This is a genomic window from Chryseobacterium sp. VD8, from assembly GCF_037149975.1.
Classification (GTDB): domain Bacteria; phylum Bacteroidota; class Bacteroidia; order Flavobacteriales; family Weeksellaceae; genus Chryseobacterium; species Chryseobacterium indicum.
The window spans coordinates 1-18,475 of the sequence record NZ_JBBCQL010000003.1 but is presented as its reverse complement, the minus strand read 5'-3'; the positions used below and the strand labels follow the sequence as shown (position 1 = coordinate 18,475).

Here is an 18,475-nt window from a genome sequence, read left to right as displayed (position 1 = left end):
AATGTATAGTTTGATTGGTAAACTGTTACATTGATAAATTGATACATTAAATATATTTTTACTTTTTAATCTGCTTTTTAACTTCCTTCGCTTCCGCTACAATTTCAGGAAAATCTTTGTAATTTTCAATGATCTGATCACAAGTGTAACTTGCTTGATAATTGTCTTTCAGACCAACATAGTTTTTCGCCATCAGAACTAGTGCTTTTGCCCCCCAATATTCTTCGGAAGAATAATTATTGGCCAATTTAAAGATCGTTTCATTAGAGGATTTAAACGCTTTTCCTTTGTTTTGATAATAAGCTTTCGCGTACAGAGATTCTGCGGCAACCGAGGTATTGGATGATTTTTCAAGAGAAGCGTAAGCCGACTGTGCGTCTTTGTCTTTTCCTGAATTCATCAGACTTCTTGCCTTAATTACTTTTGCTGTCTCAATAACCGCTGCGGAGTTTTTATTGTTGGCAATCACCGCATCGGCTAATTTTTCAGCCTGAGAAAAATTCTTTTCATCAGCATAAACTTTCATCAGTTCAACATTGGCGTAATTTTTAATATTGACGTCTGATGAGTTTTTAATATTTTCAAGATATTTTTTAGCTTCAGCCGTATTCCCCTGATTGACATGGATTTGCGCTAAACGGGTTTGTGCATCATCCTGATAATCATTCTGAACATTGGCAACTTCCTGTAAAACCAACAGTGCTTTTGTAGTATCTTTGGTCTGATAATAACTTTCACCAAGCTCATATTTTGCCTGATAAAGCCCTTCTCCGGTAGGATTCTGTGTTAAATATTTTTCGTAGTAAGAAATCGCATTTTTGTAATCTTTCTTCGTGAAATACTGTTTTGCAGTCGATAAGTTAATTTCATCAATTTCTGATGCATCAATATTAACGCCTAAATTTCTTGCGAAAGTTTCATAGCCGGAAACATCTCCGTTTTTCGTGAAGATTGGTTTCGCCGCCTGAACAATTTTTTCAGCATAGGCTGTATTTTTATACTGTTCTCCAAGAGATCTCAGTTCAGACAAAGCCTTATCACTTTGGTTTTGGTCAATATAATTTTGTGCTCTGTAAATCGATGCATTGGCAACCAAATCTTTATCAGACGAAGTTTTAATCACTTTATTAAAATAATCATTAGAATTGCTGAAATCATCCTGTGCTGCGTAAGCTGTCCCGATTTCGTATTGTGCATCATCATAATAATCAGAATCCGGATATTTGGATAAAAGATTTTTCAGGTTGGTGATTTTTGCCTGAGTATCTCCTTTAAATCCTAAAGCCATTGCCTTTTGATACAATGTATAATCTGTTGCATCTTCATTTTTATCGTAGATAGCAATCGCTTCGTTCAGGTTATTATTCGCGTAATTAATATCTGCCAAACGAAGTTCTGCATCATTTCTAAACTCAGGTTTTGGATTCGTTAAATACTGTTTGAAATACGTTTCCGCCTGGTCGAATTTTTTAGATTTGAAATAAGCATAGCCTAAATCATAAGGAAGCTGCTGCTTTTCAGGGAAATTTTCACCCAGTAATTTTTCATAACGGGCGATTGCGGAAGGATAATTTCCTTTCTGATAATACACCTGTCCTAACCAATACAAAGCTCTGTTGTTGAATTCTTTATTGATGTTGAATCCTAAACTTCTTAAGAAATAATTTTCCGCTTCATCATAATTTCCTTTGTTGAATTCTTCCGTTCCCAAAAGATAAGAAACTTCCTGATCGATTTTATTGATTTCCGGCGTTGAGCTTTGTAAACGGTCAATCGCATTCAGCGTTTCTTTATAATTTCCGGAATATAAATAGGATTTTACCAAAAGCGATCTCATTTCCGAAGCATTCGCGCCGTTTTGGTTTTCATTAATATAATTCTGAATTACCGTTGAAGCACTTTCAAACGGATTTCCGATGTCGTAGCTTAATTTAGCGTATTGTTCATGCGCAAGCTTTTTCACATTCTTATCATAATTCATCTGATACGCAGAACGGAAAGCAGAAAGTGCTTCCTGTTTTTTACCAACCGCCAGATAAGCATTTCCAAGCTGATAATAAGCATTCTGAGCCAAAGCCGAATTGCTGTTCAGCAATTGGTTGTAGTAAGAAACCGCTTCGTCATATTTTTTAAGCTGAGCCGCTACAAATCCCATCTCATAAAGATCATTCTCGGACGGATTTTGCTGAACGCTCAGATAATCTTTCAAATGCGGATAAGCCGAAGTGTAATCATCTTTCATGAAATAACTTTCACCGATGATCTTGTGAACTTCCGCTTTGTAAGATTCCGAAATATCTTCATTCAGTAAAGCAGTTCCTTCAGAAATCGCTTTATCGTAATCCTTATCATTATAGTACATCTGAACATAATAAGGACGCACCAGCTTAGAATATTTCGGTTCTTCTTTAATGGAATCAAAATAACGGAACGCTTTATCATTCTGTCTGTTGGAATAATATAAATGTCCCAACATATAAGCAATATCGCCTTTTTGAGACTGATCTGCCGTTTTATAAGCTTCTTCCAGTGCATCTGTTGCACCTTTGGAATCGCCCATCATGAATTTGGCATATCCTAATTTCAGAATGTATTGTGTATTTTCCTCTTTTGAAAGCTGATACTGGTTTACTTTTTTCAGAGTTTCCAGAGCTTTGGCGAAATCTTTTTTAGCCAAATAATAATCAGCCAACGGTAAATTGGCCTGTGCAAAATACGCAGAGTTCGGATACTCTTTCATGAAAGCGGTTAATCCTTCTTCCGCATGATTTTTCTGAAGAATAACGCCTATCACATTATCAAAAAACTGCGCAGCCTCTTTTCTCGAACGCGACAAATGCTGATTGTAGAAGTATTGTCTGGCGTATTCGTATTGTGAAGCGTTGTATATTTTGGTCTGATAAAGATTTTCAGCGAGATTGAATCTGTAGTTTTCTTTTTGGGTAAAGTACTGAGACTGTTGCGCATCGGAGATCCCGAAATACATTACAGCAGCCGCTAAAAGTATTTTTTTCGATTTCATTAATTTTAAATTTTAACATGAAGAAGCCTGAAAATCAGGTTCAGATATTTAAAATTACGGGAATTTTTATCCACAATTTATCAACGAAAATATTGAAAAGATATTGTATAAGCAAGCGTTTTAACACATTGTTAGTAACCAAATATTTTTTTAAGACTTCTTAACTTTCTTGTAAGAAACGTTAAGAAAATAAAAATTATTTCGGAGAAATAATTACATTTGCTTTTTTCGAATCAAATATAGAATTGAATGAATCAACTTTTTAGAAGAAAAATCTATTCAGATACAGACACATCTACAAGTTTATTGAGGGTTTTGGGTGTTTGGGACATCGTATTTTTTGGTATTGCCGCCATCATCGGAGCCGGAAGTTTCAGCAGTTTGGGAGAAGCCGTCTTCAGAGGAGGTCCCGGTGTGATCTTACTATATTTGATTTGTGGTTTTGCGTGCGGTTTTACGGCACTTTGCTATGCAGAATTTGCGAGCAGGATCCCGACAGCGGGTTCCGCATATACTTATGCCTATGCAAGTTTCGGGGAATTAATTGCCTGGATCATAGGCTGGGCACTGATTATGGAATATTCTTTCGGGAATATCTATGTTGCCTTTTCATGGTCCGATTATTTTACAAGTTTCTTGCACCGCTTAGGAATGCATATTCCTGATTATCTTACGTGCAGTTATACCGAAGCTAAAAAAGCTTTTATGAGCGGTTCCGAAAACAAAGAACTTATTAATGCATGGACGAATGCTCCGTTAATAGGAAGTTTAAAATTCATCGTTGATGTTCCGGCTTTGGTTATCAACGGATTGATTACATGGCTTTGTTATGTAGGAGTTAAGGAAAGTAAAAACTTTAATAACGCGTTGGTAATCCTGAAATTAGCGGTGATTGTTTTGGTGATTTTAGTAGGATTTGCTTACATCAACACAGATAACTGGACGCCTTTAAATCCGGAAACTCAGGTTACTTCTTTCATGCCGAATGGTTTTGCAGGCGTAATGAGTGCGGTTTCGGGGGTTTTCTTCGCTTACATCGGGTTTGATGCGCTGAGTGTACTTTCAGAAGAAACAAAAGATCCTCAGAAAACGCTTCCGAAGGGAATGATTATTTCTCTGGTATTGTGTACATTTATTTATATCGCTTTAACGCTGGTTCTTACCGGAATGGTGGATTACAGAAAATTCGATGGAGTAGGAGATCCGCTTTCCTTTATTTTTGAAAAAGGAAATGCCAATGTTGCATGGATGGAACTTGTTGTTTCGTTTGTAGCCATTGTAGCGATTACAACCGTTCTTTTGGTATTCCAGATGGGACAGCCGAGAATCTGGTACGCCATGAGCCGTGATGGACTGATGCCGCAGAAATTTCAGACGGTACATCCGAAATATAAAACACCATCGTTTGCGACCTTGGTTACAGGGATTGTGGTGGGAATTCCGATTTTGTTTACCGATAAATCTTTCATCCTCGATTTTACAAGTATCGGAACTATTTTCGCGTTTGTTTTGGTTTGTGCGGGAGTTTTAATGCTTCCGGCAAAGGAAAAGATCAAAGGAAGATTTCACTTGCCTTACGTGAACGGAAAGCTTATTTTTCCTCTTATTTTCATCGGTGGATTAGTGGTTTTCTATTTCTGGCAGCCTGATTTTTTCCATAATTTAATGGACTGGAAAGATCCTAAAGAAGGAGAATTCAGAGCTTCTATTTTCTTTTTTATTCTGGTCAACTTACTGCTTTGTGTATTGGCATTTGTTAAAAATCTTTCACTGATTCCGTTAATCGGTTTAAGCTCATGTTTATATCTTCTTACAGGAATGAGCCATGACAACTGGTTCTGGTTTGGACTGTGGTTTGCTATAGGTTTGGTAATTTATTTCTGCTACGGATACAGAAACAGCAAACTGGGTAAAGCTTAATTGTATGATGAAATATCTGCTTGTTTTTTCGCTTCTGATATTGGGAGGCTGTAAAAAGACATCTGATCATGAAGGCAATTCCCCAACAAACCGTACAGAAGTAAAACGAAGTTATAAGGAATGTTTAACAGCAATTCATAAAAAAACAGAAGCAGAGAAAAAGCAGTATTTTTTTAAATTTATCAATAATGATGTTCCTCAATACTGGGCAAAAACGCCATGGTCATTTGCAGGAACTTCCAGAGAGCCGAAGAAGGGAAGTATTGCCTGCGGATATTTTGTAACGAATACTTTATCGGATTACGGTTTTGATATCAACAGAACGTATCTCGCGCAGCAGGCTTCGTCTGTAATGATTAAAAAACTTTGTACAGAGATAAAATATTTCAGCAAAAGGCAGGATCTGGAGCATTATATTTTAGGTAAAAATAAAAATCAGGTATATATTGTAGGACTGGATTTTCATACAGGTTACATTACCCGCGAAAACAGAGACACTTATTTTATTCATTCTAATTACATTAAGAATGAAGGGGTAATAAAGGAACTAACTAAAAATTCACGTGCATTGAATGCTTCTGAAACTTTTATGATTGGAACTTTAAAGTACAAATAATCATGTCAGAAAGAATTAAAACCTTCAAAGAGTTCTATGAATTTTATCTTACGGAGCACAGTAAAACAGGAACCAGAATCTTTCATTTTCTGGGCACATTGCTTGTCTTTTTTGTGATAGGTTATGTTATCAGCTCCGGAAAAGAACGCTTTCTCTGGTATGTCCCAATTTTCGGGTACGGATTCGCGTGGTTCAGTCATGCAGTGATTGAAAAAAACAGACCTGCAACCTTCAAATATCCGCTTTGGTCGCTGATTTCAGACTTCAGGCTGTTTTTTGAACTGCTGATCGGGAAACAGAAATTTTGGGGAGTTTCAGATAAAAAACCTGTGGAAAAGTAGAATTTAAGATCATTTCACGGCACAGTAATTGCAACCCAGTCCTAAAATTTTATTTATGAAAAATTTCACAACATTTTTAAAAGTAACGTTTTCGGCAATTTTTGTTATGATTCTTACACAATGTACAACTTCTTCCAACGTTTCTTCTGCGAACGAAAAAACATTTATTGTAGGTCCTGAAACCGCAGACTGCACCGGAGTTGCACCCATGAAATGTCTTCAGGTAAAAGAAAATGCTTCAGATTCGTGGACGAATTTTTATACCAATATCGAAGGTTTTACTTATGAACCGGGTTATGAATATGTTTTAAAAGTAAAAACAGAAAAAATAGAAAATCCTCCGGCAGACGGATCTTCCATAAAATACACTTTGGTAAAGCAAATATCTAAAGCTAAAAAATAAACAATAAACCTCCGGAATTTCCGGAGGTTTTGCTTTATCTGCTGTTGTTTGTATTGTGATCGTGATCATTCTGCGGTTTGGGATAATTTCCTTTGGTTTCTTCTCCTACAGTATTGGCGGTAGTCATGGCAACAACCAGATCGTTCAGCATTCCGCTTGCTGCGGTAGGAGAATTGGGCAGTAAAACAAGATTGCTTCTGTTGCTTGCTCCCACAGAATGAAGCGTGTCGTAATGCTGCGTAACAACAATAAGAGCAGATGCTTCGTGAGAGTTGATATCAACGTTGTTCAGCATTCTTACAGATTCTTCCAGACCTTTTGCAATTTCTCTTCTCTGGTCTGCAATACCTTGTCCCTGCAGTTTTTTGGATTCTGCTTCGGCTTTTGCAACGGCTACAATTCTTATTCTCTGGGCTTCCGATTCGTATTCTGCGGCTGTTTTTTCTCTTTCCGCAGCGTTGATTCTGTTCATGGCGTGTTTCACCTGCTCATCCGGATCGATATCTGTAACCAGAGCTTTGATGATATCATATCCGTAACTCTGCATCGCTTCCTGAAGTTCTGCTTTTACGGCAATGGCAATATCATCTTTTTTTAAGAAAACATCATCCAGCTTTAATTTCGGAACTTCGGCTCTTACGACATCAAAAACATATGATGTAATCTGGTCGTGCGGACTTTCCAACCTGTAAAAAGCATCGGCAACCTGCGTTCTGATGACCTGAAACTGTACGGAAATCTTCATTTTCACAAAAACATTATCAAGAGTCTTCGTATCAATCATTACATCCAGTTGCTGGATTCTGAGGTTCATCCTTTTTGCGATCCTGTCCAGATAAGGAATTTTAAGCTGTAAACCTGCATGACGGACGGAGTGGAATTTTCCGAGTCGCTCCACAATGGCTGCAGTTTCCTGTTTCACCGTGAAAAAAGAAGCAAATAAGGTTACCAATCCTATAAAAACAATAATTCCGAAATAGGTCATAATCTGATTTTTTAAATGGTTTATAAATTCTGACCGGATGAAATATTTTCTTCCGTTTCTGTTTAAATATATGAAAAATAATTGAATGGCACAGCTATAACAATCAGCAGTTGTTATCAACAGAGAAAGAGAATTTACGTTCAGTTTAAGACGTAAAAAAACTTCAACAATATTAAATTGAAGAAGTTTTAATTTTAAATTTTAGTAAAACTTTTATTTGACTAAACCGCAATTACACGGTCATCCCAATGTCTATTCCTTTAATTTTACGGTAAAGATCGGTTGCATAATTATCCGTCATTCCTGAAACAAAATCAATTACACCCAAAACTTTCTGGTAATCGGTTCCATCGTCGTATACAAACTGTTTAGGTAATAGTTTTAAGGCTTTTTTATCGTAAGATTTTCTTTCATCGTGCGATTTAAGAATAGACGGAATAAAATGATCCAGCAATTCGTACATTACATTATAACCTGCATTTTCAATTTCCACAACGGCTTTATGGTTGTAGATTTTTTCTATTGAGAAAGATTCGATATCCTGCAAAGCATTATTCTCAGATTTATAAATGTCCAGAAGACCTTTTTCTAAATTTCCTTCCAGAATGGTATTAAAGTTATTTTTATAAAGCTCAATCGATTTGTTGATTAATGCATTGATTACTTTAGCTCTTAAATAAGAAATCTGTTCGTTTTCGTTTCCGATGGAATCCAGCTTGTCTTTTACTCTGTTTATATCGTCGGTTTCAGATTTTACGAGTTCAAAGAACAGGTTTTTGCAGTCCGCCGTGGAAACGATTCCCAATCGGTGCGCATCTTCCATGTCGATAATATTGTAACAGATATCATCTGCAGCTTCAACCAGCCAGACAAAAGGATGTCGCTTAAAAATATAAGGTTCTTCGCTTTCTGAAATTAAATTTGTGCCTTTTGCAATCTCAAGGAAAATATCTTTTTCATTCTGAAAAAATCCGAACTTTTTACGGTGAATAATTCCTTTCTTTTTAGCAATCGCTTCACAAGGATATTTGGCGATACTTGCCAAAGTAGAAAACGTAAGCTGAATTCCTCCCGCATCTTTTCCCTGCTGTTGCTGCGCAAGAACCCTTATTGCATTGGCGTTTCCTTCAAAATTCACCAGATCCGCCCATTCTTTTTCATTGAATTTCGGTTTTAAATCAGATTCATTTCTTTCAAAATAACTCGCAATTGCATCTTCTCCGGAATGCCCGAAAGCAGGATTTCCGACATCGTGACACAGACACGCCGCCGCAATAACGTTGCCTAAATTGTGAAGGTAAAAGTTTTTGGAATCTTCTGTAAGATCATTTTTAAATTCATCATGAATAAACTCACCCATTACACTTCCCAGACTTCTTCCGACAGAAGAAACTTCCAGCGAATGCGTTAAACGGTTGTGTACAAAAACACTTCCCGGAAGCGGAAAAACCTGCGTTTTATTCTGCAGTCTGCGGAAAGCCGAAGAGAAAATGATTCTGTCAAAATCTCTCTGAAAATCCGTTCTTGAAGCCTTTGTATGTGGATTGTTTCCGGTACGCTGATTCGTGAAAATCTGGTTTAAGTTCATCATTTTTCAAAATTACTTCAAATTTTATTTTTTTCGAAAGAATAAGAAGAATTTTTCTGAAAAATATCGTGTTTCCACACCTGCTTTTCCGTAAAATACCTGTGACATTTTGCAGATTTCCATTGTAATTTTAAAGGAACTAACTTTTAAAAACTAAAATCATGTCCGAATTTTTTGAACAAATCCTTGGAAGTACGATTGTTACAGGATTTTTCACCGCAGTAATCGCATATTTCTTTCACAAAAGAACAGAAAAATACAATTCCGTTTTGAAAAGGGAATTTGAAGCATTATCAAAAAAAGATACGGCTTATTTTGAATGGAGAAAAAATACCGTAGAATTGTTGGGGCAGGTTTACATTCATCTGAACCGTTTAAAGCTTGCTTTTCAGAACAAATATTCTAAAATACAGAAATATGACGGATTCTATGAAGATGAAATTATTTTAAAATCCAATCAGCACATCAGAGATCTGCTCATCAATAACGGTCATGCTTTGCCTCCTGAATTATTGGACGAAGCCACAAAACTGATCGAACATTTCGATGTTTGGTTAACGAAATACAATCAAACAAGAATTTTGGATAAAGATTTTAATTCAAAACAAATTTACGTTGGACCGGATGGTTTCCGTTTTCCTGAAAATGCCGAAAAACTGTTCAAAGAAAAATATGTTGAAATGTTTAATGAACTTCATCGGTCTTAATTTTTTTCATGGCAAAATAATTGTTGTGTACATTTTCTAATTCATATGCTATGCCCGAAGGTCCACCGATTGTTCTGATGAAAGAAGATCTGCAGAAATTTGCAGGCGAAAAAGTAATGGAGGTAAAAGGAAATTCGATTACTGAAACTACAGAAATTAAAGATCATATTTTACGCGAAATAAAAACCTTCGGAAAGCAGACGTTTTTAATTTTTGATAAAGCCAATATCCGAATTCATTTGCTGATGTTTGGTTCTTACAGCTTATTTGAAAGAAAAGATCAGGCGCAGAATCTTCGTCTGGGCTTAACCTTTAAGAACGGTGGAATGTACTTTTATACCTGCAATGTAAAAACGGTAAAAGATAAATTCTTAAAAGATATCGATTGGGAAGTCGATGTGATGAGCGATCTGTGGAATCCCGAAAAGGCAGAGGAAAGGTTAAAAGCTAATCCTGAAATGATGGTCTGTGATGCTTTGATGGATCAGGATATTTTTGCGGGAGTAGGGAATATTATTAAAAATGAGGCTTTATTCAGAATTGGAGTTCATCCTGAAACTTTTATTAAAAATTTACCTTCAAAAAAATTAAAGGAACTGATTGCAGAAGCCAGAAATTACAGTTTCGATTTCAAAAAATGGAAAAAAGCGAATATTCTGAGAAAACATTTTGAGGTATATCATCAGGAAAAGTGTCCAAAATGCGGTCTGGAAATTGTGAAAAAAGAAACCGGAAAAGGGAAAAGGACGAGTTTTTTCTGTGAAAAAGATCAGAAATTGTATTAGAAAAATTAATCAGCCATGAAATTCATTTATATTTTAATTCCTCTTGTGTTGTTTTCCTGCAAACAGTATGAAATTGACAGAAACTGTTTTGAAAGTGGAAATAAAAAAGAACCTCAATACAAAGAGTTTGAGTTGGATCAGCCTGAAACCATTATCAAATCCAATCCGAAACATGTAAAGTTTTCTGTCGATGCAAACGTTAAAAGTTTTGAGGAAGAACAGGATGAAATTAACAGTAATTTCTTTGATGAAAAGGAACGCAAAAAGCGGATGGATGAATATGACCTGAAATTTTCTGAACTGGAGAAAGATTTTGGCGATCAGTTTTATTATAAAAATATTCAGAAAGAAAATGGTCTGATCTACGGAATTGGTGAAAACCAGTTCGGATACTGGTTTCTTGAAATTAAAAACAATATTCCCAATGCTTATTATCTGGGGTTGAGTAAGTTTACCTATCTTAATAAAAATCAGCCTGAAATTTTTGTTTCCGGTAATAAAATAATACTTTCCGGAAGTTTTGTAAGAATAAGCGAAAATTGGGGATATCCCGAATTTCCATCAAAAGAAGCTGTAAAGGACAGACTGGTTTTTGAAATTGATCTGAAAGAAGTTTTAAAAGACAGCGATAAAGACCGCTTTAATGACCTGTTTGAAAAATTGATTTTGTTAAATCCGGATTCATCAGATACGGATAAAGACGGAATAAGTGATTTTACCGATAAAAATCCCCTGTACAAATCTGAAAAATCAAAGTTTTCGGATCTGTATTCTCAAATTATTGACATGGATTACGAACAGTTTCATTTCTCTGAAAGCCATTACTTTTTCACAGGATATTTTTCTGACTGCGATTATTTTCAAAAGATGAATCCGGAAAGTATAAAAGTTCTTATTTATCCTGAAAAAGAACAGTTTCATTTAGAATCAGATTATCGTCTCGGAATGTTTCCTGATTATATCGGAAATATTAAAAAAACCGATGATAAAGAACGGTTTCTGATCAATTACGGAAGTGGGGCGGGTGGCGGATTTATAGAAGCTGTTTTCAAAAGCGGTAAATGGACATTAAAAAAGACACAGACGATCGTAATTTGATTTATCGATCTTAGTGTAATCTGAATCCTCTTTATAATTGAGTGAGTTTATAGATTTTGATTTTATCATTTTCTTATACTATCTGGAAAAAATTTTGGGAAATAATTATTCTTCTTCAAAAATTTCTGTTATGTTAACAGGGAATCATAAAAAATACTATCATTTTTCGTCCTGAAAAAAGCTGTTTTTTTCTTTACTCTAAAAAATTTTATTCAAAAAAAATACTCGAAAATGTGCCTTGTAGAGTTTCTATGCTAACATTTCTTAACATTGCGGAAGTTAAATATCAAAAATAAGTGAGATATTATTGTCCCCGAAAATGTTATTATGTATTGCATTTTTTCTTTTTTGGATTATCAACTTTTAAATACAAGCTGTAAAATATTTAACAGATTAATAATTTTTTGCACATAAATCAAAAAAAGCCGTATTATTTTTTCATTTTTATATTAATTATTTGTAAATTATTTTTATCTAAATCTTAAACAAAAACCACTTAAAACACTGATATACATCATGATTATTTATTTTGGAACCTTGTTTGAAAGTTGTAATATTGCAAATGTAAAATTGATAATAAATAGTCAAATAATTAAAAATTAAACAAAATGATCACTTACATCGGAATTGCAACATGTTTAGTAGTATTCGCCTCTTATTTTGCAGCAGCAAGAAGAGAAAGAAACTAATTTAGAAAGTTCTGATCTGGAGAAATTCAGTTCCTGAACAAAGACGAAATTATATTGTTATATGTTTTCAATCTGCAAAGATTGACTGCTCTTTTACTCAGCGCGAGTAAAAGGGCACAAAAAACATAAAGCAAGATTTTACACTAAGGAAGATAATTTTAATTTTTATAATAGCCGATAGAAAGTCGAACATTCATTTGTTCGGCTTTTTTGTTGGATAACCTTTATCTTTGCATATAATTTTCGCCAAATGAATCTGTACAATCTTATTATTCAAGACAAAGAAGAAGTTAGCCTTAATGATGTGTTCCTTGATCCTCAAAATAAAGAACAGCTTGTACAGCTTATTAAAGAAAATACATTTTCCAAAGAACTTCTGGAATTTGGGCTTCCGGTAAACAACAAAATTCTTCTTCAGGGAAGTTCCGGCTGCGGAAAAACAATGACAGCAAAAGCCATTGCCAATGCTTTGGGAAAAAGCATCATCATCCTCAATTTAAGCAATATCGTTTCTTCAAGAATCGGGGAAACTTCCCAGAATATCAAAATGATCTTTGATAAAGCGGCAAGAGAAAGATCTGTCCTCTTCCTCGATGAACTCGACCAGATCGGGAAAGCCAGAGGAAGCGACGATAAAGATGTGGGTGAAATGAGACGTCTCGTAAATACTCTCATTCAGTTGATTGATTATTTTCCGGAAAATGCGCTTCTTCTATGTGCGACCAATCATCCCGAAATTATTGATACGGCTTTATTAAGACGCTTTCAGCTTAAAATAGATTATGCACTGCCTTCAAAACAATTTTTAGATGATTTTTACGACGATTTACTCATGAAGTTTCCGGCAGATTTAAGAAGTATTGAAAGAAAATATGATATTTCTTTTGCGGAAGCGAAAGATCATGCTTTTACGGTGGTGAAAGGGAATTTGATCAGGAAGCTGGAATCTAATGCAGAGAAAATATAAGCTGTCTTTATTAAGTCCAAATTTTCAATAATTTTAACAGCAGCTTTATTGTCATAAATATTCTTTTAATGTAGCGTACTGAAATATTTTTAATACTTTGGGGCTCTAAATTTAAAACTAATACACTATGGCAATCAATTTTGCATCAGAGGAAGAGAAAAACGGTTTCTGGGAACTTTCTAATACCATTCAGGCAGGAAACTATGAAGAAGCTTTAAATCTTTCTAAAAATTTACTCGAAAAATTTCCCGACAATAAAGCCATCTACCATAACCAGATCGGCGCAATGATCTATCTTTCCAAGAATGATTACTGGGGCGCAACATCGCACTATACCAAAGCTTTAGAATATGGTTTCGACGCGGAAGCCTGTGAAGAAAATATCTGGGAATCGGCTGTAGATTCTTACAAATTCCTTATCGACAGTGAAGAGGGTTTCTGTTCACTGATGATTAAAGATACACACGAATTTATTGCCGCCAATGATTTGGTTCAAAAATACCAAAGCCTTTTCCCGAATGGAAAATATGCAGATGAAGCTAAAGAACTCAATTACATTTTCAGCTTATCAGAAGAACTGCTGGAAAACAATAACTACAATTCTTCGGCATTGCAGCAAAACTATTCGGAAAAATATCCGAATGGAAAACAACGCGAAGTGGTGACGGCTTTGTGTGAAATTGTAGATAGGAATTTATAATTCTATATTAATTACGGATTGCTCTATTTGCAATATAAACGATAAACTCCCTTTCAGGAATGAAAGGGAGTTTAATATTTATCAAAAAATAATTTTTAAACCTTATATGTATGAAAACAATTTTAACAAACAGAATATCATTCGGAATTGGTGAATCTTTTTCAACAATATTTCTAATATTATTTCTTCTATCTATTTGTGTTTTTATATATCGAGTTTCGAAAAATAAGCGGAATGGAAAATATAAATTTACACTTGGTTCTCTTTCTTTCCTATTAACCTTACATTTGATTATTTTTCCTTTTATATATACCTTAATGCTCAAAAATAACCCAGCCAGTTTTGAGTTTAAAACTACTATTCACACCAATCAAAAAAAGATAGTTCTTAATGAGTGGATTAATGATTCGCGGTCTCTTCCACATGAGATTAAAGATCTTGAGGAGATTAAACTTTCGAATTATAGTATTTTAAAAATGCAAATAAAGGAATTAAAACGATTAACTTTTACAAAAGATTATGTAATTCACAGCGATATTAATTTCAATATCCCACGAGATTTCATAGGAACTATTTATATATTTAATAAAGAAGGTGTTTTAAAAAACAAATTGAATACATTTGGAAATCGACAAGAAATAGATTCAACTAAATTTGAAAGTGTCTTAAACAATAATATTAACTATCTTAAAAATGAACTTCAATATTATAAAGTAAAAAAGGCAGAACTTGATAGAAATAATTTTTGGACATTTGCAACAGTACTTCCTTATAGTATATCTTCAATATTTACAGGAAATATGTCTCCAATAACACCAATAGCCAATATATTTTATTCCTTTCATTATTTTATAATTTATTGTATCGGAATAGGTGTTTTTCTTCACTTTTTAATTTTGAACATCAATTTTTTAATTAGAAATCGAAAGTCTTAGCCTTCCAAACGAGATTGCTTCGTCGCTTCGCTCCTCGCAATGACATAAAAAATCCCTTTCATCACTGAAAGGGATTTTTCTATAGCTAAAAACTTTTAATTACATATAAGCTTCAATCGGCTCACAGGTACAAACTAAGTTTCTGTCTCCGTAAGCTTCGTCCACTCTGGAAACTGTAGCGAAGAATTTGTGGTCTCTTACCCAATCTAAAGGATAAGCTGCCTTTTCTCTGCTGTATGGTTTATCCCAGGAATCGGAGATTACCAACTGTTCCGTGTGAGGAGCGTTTTTCAATACGTTGTTGGCTGCATCTGCTTCTCCGTTTGCAATCTCATCAATTTCCTGTTTGATGGAAATTAAAGCTTCTGCAAAACGGTCGATTTCTGATTTGCTTTCAGATTCAGTCGGCTCAATCATTAAAGTTCCTGCAACCGGGAAAGAAACCGTAGGAGCGTGGAAACCATAGTCCATCAATCTTTTTGCCACATCAGCAACTTCAATTCCTAAAGATTTGAACTGTCTGAAATCTACGATACATTCGTGGGCAACTCTTCCGTTTTCGTTTGAATATAAAATCGGGAAATGTTCTGCTAAAATTTCTTTTAAATAATTAGCATTTAAAATAGCGTGTTCCGTTGATTTTTTCAATCCTGAATTTCCTAGCATTTTAATGTAAGCATAAGAAATATTCAGAATTAAACCTGAACCGTAAGGCGCTGCTGAAATACCTTCAATTGCGTCTTTGGATCCGATTCTGATATTGGCATTGGAAGGTAAGAAAGGAACTAAGTGTTTAGCCACACAAATCGGACCAACTCCGGGACCTCCTCCTCCGTGAGGAATTGCGAAAGTTTTGTGTAAGTTTAAGTGACAAACGTCTGCTCCGATGTTTCCGGGACTTGTATATCCAACCTGAGCGTTCATGTTCGCTCCGTCCATATAAACCTGTCCTCCGTGTTCGTGGATTAGAGCTGTAATTTCTTTAATGTTGGCATCGAAGAATCCGTAAGTTGACGGATAAGTAATCATTACGCAGGAAAGATTTTCAGAATGCTGTTCTGTTTTTGCTTTTAAATCTTCGAAATCGATTTCTCCGTTCTCAAGGTTTTTAACCACAACAATCTTCATTCCTGCCATTGCTGCAGAAGCAGGGTTGGTTCCGTGTGCAGACTGAGGAATCAATACAACGTTTCTGTGACCTTCACCTCTTGAAATGTGATATTCTCTGATGACCATCAATCCTGCATATTCTCCCTGAGCTCCGGAATTCGGCTGAAGAGAAGTTCCTGCAAAACCTGTGATTTTAGCTAAATCTTTCTCAAGCTCACGGATCATTTCCTGATAACCTCCCGCTTGATCAACCGGTACAAACGGATGAACAGAACCCCAATTGTCCCATGAAAGCGGTAACATCTGCGTTGCTGCGTTCAGTTTCATCGTACAGGAACCTAAAGAAATCATTGAGTGCGTCAACGATAAATCTTTTCTTTCAAGACGCTTGATGTAACGCATCAATTCTGTTTCCGTATGGTATTTGTTGAATACTTCTTCCGTAAGAATTTCGTCTTTTCTTAAATTCTCTTCCGGAATGCTGTATCCTTCTTTAATTTCTAATTTGAAAGTCTGTTTGTCTTTGAACTGGGCAAAAGAAGCCATCAGATAATTTAATTTATCCAATGTTGTACTTTCGTTGATCGCAATACTTACAACGCCTTCCGTGAAGTAGTTTAAGTTTAATTTGTGATCAAGCATCATTCTCATCAGTCTTCCTTTCTCATCTTCATTCATCGTGATTTTTACCGTATCAAAGATCGGTTCTTCCACGATTTCATATCCTAAAGCTTTCAGGCCTCCCTTCAAAGCATTGGCTTTAAAATGAATCTGATCTGCGATATAATTTAATCCTTTCGGACCGTGATAAACAGCGTACATTCCTGCCATAACAGCCAAAAGAACCTGAGCGGTACAGATGTTTGAAGTCGCTCTTTCTCTCTTAATGTGCTGTTCTCTCGTCTGTAAAGCCATTCTTAAAGCACGTTTTCCGTACATATCCTGAGAAACCCCGATAATTCTTCCCGGAATATCTCTCTTATAATCTTCCTTACAAGAGAAAAATGCTGCGTGAGGACCGCCATAACCCAATGGAATACCAAATCTCTGCGTTGTTCCCACTGCACAGTCTGCTCCCATTGAAGCCGGAGATTTTAACTTCACCAAAGCCATCGGATCACAGGCAACAACTACCTGAAGATCTAATTTTTTATATTCTACGATGTTTTCTGTATAATCTAAAACAATTCCGTTTTTCCCGGGATATTGTAATAAAACTCCGAAGTAAGAACCGTCAAACTCATGCGTTTTGTGATCTCCTTCTACAATTTCGATCTCAAGACCTTCTGCTTTTGTTTTTAATACAGAAACCGTTTGAGGAAGAACAAGATCGGAAACGAAGAACTTGTTTGCTCCCGCTTTTTTCTGATCCTTCGTTCTGTTATTGAAGAACATATGCATTGCTTCTGCAGCCGCAGTAGATTCATCCAGCAATGAAGCGTTTGCCAGAGCAAAACCTGTAAGATCACACACAACAGTCTGGAAATTAAGAAGAGCTTCCAGTCTTCCCTGTGCGATTTCCGCCTGATATGGAGTGTAAGCGGTGTACCAGCTCGGATTTTCAAAGATATTTCTCTGAATAGCCGATGGCAGCAAAGTGTTGTGATATCCGAACCCGATGTAGCTTGTATAATCAGTATTTTTCGATGCTAATTCCTTAGAATGGATCAGCATTTCGTATTCTGAAAGCGGTTCTGAGATTTCAAGATCTTTTTCTAAACGGATAGAAGAAGGGATGGTTTGAGAGATAAGCTCCTCGATACTTGAAACGCCAACTTTTTCCAGCATCGCCTGTTTATCGGCTTCATTCAGGGAAATGTGACGGCTCACAAACTGTTCTGTATTCATTTTTATTTATTAGATTTTTTAAGTAAAAAAGATTCGTAAAATTACGCATTTTTAGAAAATTGTACAACTAAATTAAAATCATAAATAAATAATCTAAAGTGTTTTAACTTATTTAAAATTAATGGCTTTTTGTTGAGTTATTGAACATAAAATCTGTTAAAAATAATCGATGGAAATAAATTTTTACCGACGGTAAATTATCCGAAATTAAAAAATAGTGGATATTACAAGTCCTTAACATTATTTAAATATTAAATTTTTTCAACCGCCTGTTGAAAATTTTAATATCAGGAATTAAAAAAATCCTCCAAATTGAATGGAGGATCTTATATAAATTGTGGGTGATAATTACTGAAGGTTAGGTTCTTTTACCAGATTTTCAATTTTTAATATCACATCATCAATGTCAAAAGGTTTAGGGATGAAAACATCTGCTTTGCAGGAGTTTACCACATGGGCTGCTTTTGCATGAGCGCTGATAATCATTACGGGAATATGAGAGGTTGCAGGATTTTCTTTGATCTGGTTGCATAAATCTGTTCCCAAACCATCCGGTAATTTCACATCCATGATAAAAATATCAGGAATTACAGATTGGTCTCTGTTATTAAACGCTTCCGCAGTGGCAAAAGAGCGTACATCATAATTCGCAAATGACAGGAGTAGCTGTAATGCATCTCTGATGCCTGTCTCATCTTCAACGATAAAAATTGTCTTCATATTCGTTTCGTGGCAAAAACAAAGCCAATCTTAAATAAATA

Annotated in this window: 15 protein-coding genes; 10 read left to right on the top strand and 5 right to left on the bottom strand. The window is 35.3% G+C overall.

All coding sequences use genetic code 11. The annotated features are described in order from the left end of the window. Window positions 1-58: 58 nt before the first annotated feature. Window positions 59-3,022 carry a tetratricopeptide repeat protein gene (locus WFK35_RS00595; RefSeq protein ID WP_336730885.1) on the bottom strand — a complete coding sequence of 988 codons (2,964 nt, stop codon included), beginning with the start codon at window positions 3,020-3,022 and terminating at the stop codon, window positions 59-61. Window positions 3,023-3,271: 249 nt separating this feature from the next. On the opposite strand from WFK35_RS00595, the gene WFK35_RS00590 reads away from it, so the two are divergent. Genes WFK35_RS00590 through WFK35_RS00575 form a run of 4 tightly spaced genes read left to right on the top strand, consistent with a single transcriptional unit; the run spans window position 3,272 to window position 6,302 of the window. After that, complete coding sequence (locus tag WFK35_RS00590) at window positions 3,272-4,942, top strand: APC family permease (protein ID WP_336730883.1); 1,671 nt, start codon at window positions 3,272-3,274, stop codon at window positions 4,940-4,942. Between the two features lie 4 nt (window positions 4,943-4,946). Then, window positions 4,947-5,558, top strand: coding sequence for a hypothetical protein (locus WFK35_RS00585; RefSeq protein ID WP_336730882.1), 612 nt, complete (start codon window positions 4,947-4,949; stop codon window positions 5,556-5,558). A gap of 2 nt (window positions 5,559-5,560) precedes the next feature. Further along, entirely contained in the window at window positions 5,561-5,899 is a 339-nt protein-coding gene (locus tag WFK35_RS00580; RefSeq protein WP_336691152.1) for a DUF962 domain-containing protein, read from the top strand. A 55-nt stretch (window positions 5,900-5,954) separates the two neighbouring features. Next, window positions 5,955-6,302: a DUF4377 domain-containing protein gene (locus WFK35_RS00575; RefSeq protein ID WP_336730881.1), complete on the top strand. Its 348-nt coding sequence runs from the start codon at window positions 5,955-5,957 to the stop codon at window positions 6,300-6,302. A gap of 34 nt (window positions 6,303-6,336) precedes the next feature. Here WFK35_RS00575 and WFK35_RS00570 read toward each other — a convergent pair whose 3' ends face one another. Next, window positions 6,337-7,287: an SPFH domain-containing protein gene (locus WFK35_RS00570; RefSeq protein ID WP_336730880.1), complete on the bottom strand. Its 951-nt coding sequence runs from the start codon at window positions 7,285-7,287 to the stop codon at window positions 6,337-6,339. A gap of 232 nt (window positions 7,288-7,519) precedes the next feature. After that, on the bottom strand, window positions 7,520-8,875 hold the full coding sequence (locus WFK35_RS00565) for a deoxyguanosinetriphosphate triphosphohydrolase (protein ID WP_336730920.1): 1,356 nt from the start codon (window positions 8,873-8,875) through the stop codon (window positions 7,520-7,522). Between the two features lie 161 nt (window positions 8,876-9,036). Between WFK35_RS00565 and WFK35_RS00560 the strand changes: the two genes are divergently transcribed. The 6 genes from WFK35_RS00560 (at window position 9,037) to WFK35_RS00535 (ending at window position 14,756) form a co-directional block, all read left to right on the top strand. Beyond that, window positions 9,037-9,582 carry a hypothetical protein gene (locus tag WFK35_RS00560; protein ID WP_336730879.1) on the top strand — a complete coding sequence of 182 codons (546 nt, stop codon included), beginning with the start codon at window positions 9,037-9,039 and terminating at the stop codon, window positions 9,580-9,582. A 50-nt stretch (window positions 9,583-9,632) separates the two neighbouring features. Further along, window positions 9,633-10,367 carry an endonuclease gene (locus WFK35_RS00555; RefSeq protein ID WP_336730877.1) on the top strand — a complete coding sequence of 245 codons (735 nt, stop codon included), beginning with the start codon at window positions 9,633-9,635 and terminating at the stop codon, window positions 10,365-10,367. A gap of 15 nt (window positions 10,368-10,382) precedes the next feature. Further along, window positions 10,383-11,465 (top strand): hypothetical protein, encoded by a 1,083-nt coding sequence (locus WFK35_RS00550; protein WP_336730875.1) that lies wholly within the window; start codon window positions 10,383-10,385, stop codon window positions 11,463-11,465. 915 nt (window positions 11,466-12,380) lie between these two features. After that, window positions 12,381-13,121: an AAA family ATPase gene (locus WFK35_RS00545; RefSeq protein ID WP_336730919.1), complete on the top strand. Its 741-nt coding sequence runs from the start codon at window positions 12,381-12,383 to the stop codon at window positions 13,119-13,121. A gap of 127 nt (window positions 13,122-13,248) precedes the next feature. Next, a complete protein-coding gene (locus tag WFK35_RS00540; protein WP_336730874.1) occupies window positions 13,249-13,821 on the top strand; it encodes a hypothetical protein in 573 nt (190 codons plus the stop codon). Window positions 13,822-13,931: 110 nt separating this feature from the next. Then, the gene (locus WFK35_RS00535) at window positions 13,932-14,756 is read left to right on the top strand and encodes a hypothetical protein (RefSeq protein ID WP_336730873.1); all 825 of its coding nucleotides are present in this window, start codon (window positions 13,932-13,934) and stop codon (window positions 14,754-14,756) included. 99 nt (window positions 14,757-14,855) lie between these two features. Here WFK35_RS00535 and gcvP read toward each other — a convergent pair whose 3' ends face one another. Beyond that, entirely contained in the window at window positions 14,856-17,714 is a 2,859-nt protein-coding gene (gene gcvP / locus WFK35_RS00530; RefSeq protein WP_336730872.1) for an aminomethyl-transferring glycine dehydrogenase, read from the bottom strand. 348 nt (window positions 17,715-18,062) lie between these two features. Further along, the gene (locus WFK35_RS00525; RefSeq protein WP_336730871.1) at window positions 18,063-18,434 is read right to left on the bottom strand and encodes a response regulator; all 372 of its coding nucleotides are present in this window, start codon (window positions 18,432-18,434) and stop codon (window positions 18,063-18,065) included. Between the last annotated feature and the right edge of the window lie 41 nt (window positions 18,435-18,475).

Excerpts from the sequence above, each read along its gene's own strand:
- WFK35_RS00595 (WP_336730885.1), bottom strand. The coding sequence starts at position 3,022 with ATGAAATCGAAAAAAATACTTTTAGCGGCTGCTGTAATGTATTTCGGG.
- WFK35_RS00590 (WP_336730883.1), top strand. The coding sequence starts at position 3,272 with ATGAATCAACTTTTTAGAAGAAAAATCTATTCAGATACAGACACATCT.
- WFK35_RS00585 (WP_336730882.1), top strand. The coding sequence starts at position 4,947 with ATGATGAAATATCTGCTTGTTTTTTCGCTTCTGATATTGGGAGGCTGT.
- WFK35_RS00580 (WP_336691152.1), top strand. The coding sequence starts at position 5,561 with ATGTCAGAAAGAATTAAAACCTTCAAAGAGTTCTATGAATTTTATCTT.
- WFK35_RS00575 (WP_336730881.1), top strand. The coding sequence starts at position 5,955 with ATGAAAAATTTCACAACATTTTTAAAAGTAACGTTTTCGGCAATTTTT.
- WFK35_RS00570 (WP_336730880.1), bottom strand. The coding sequence starts at position 7,287 with ATGACCTATTTCGGAATTATTGTTTTTATAGGATTGGTAACCTTATTT.
- WFK35_RS00565 (WP_336730920.1), bottom strand. The coding sequence starts at position 8,875 with ATGAACTTAAACCAGATTTTCACGAATCAGCGTACCGGAAACAATCCA.
- WFK35_RS00560 (WP_336730879.1), top strand. The coding sequence starts at position 9,037 with ATGTCCGAATTTTTTGAACAAATCCTTGGAAGTACGATTGTTACAGGA.
- WFK35_RS00555 (WP_336730877.1), top strand. The coding sequence starts at position 9,633 with ATGCCCGAAGGTCCACCGATTGTTCTGATGAAAGAAGATCTGCAGAAA.
- WFK35_RS00550 (WP_336730875.1), top strand. The coding sequence starts at position 10,383 with ATGAAATTCATTTATATTTTAATTCCTCTTGTGTTGTTTTCCTGCAAA.
- WFK35_RS00540 (WP_336730874.1), top strand. The coding sequence starts at position 13,249 with ATGGCAATCAATTTTGCATCAGAGGAAGAGAAAAACGGTTTCTGGGAA.
- WFK35_RS00535 (WP_336730873.1), top strand. The coding sequence starts at position 13,932 with ATGAAAACAATTTTAACAAACAGAATATCATTCGGAATTGGTGAATCT.
- gcvP (WP_336730872.1), bottom strand. The coding sequence starts at position 17,714 with ATGAATACAGAACAGTTTGTGAGCCGTCACATTTCCCTGAATGAAGCC.
- WFK35_RS00525 (WP_336730871.1), bottom strand. The coding sequence starts at position 18,434 with ATGAAGACAATTTTTATCGTTGAAGATGAGACAGGCATCAGAGATGCA.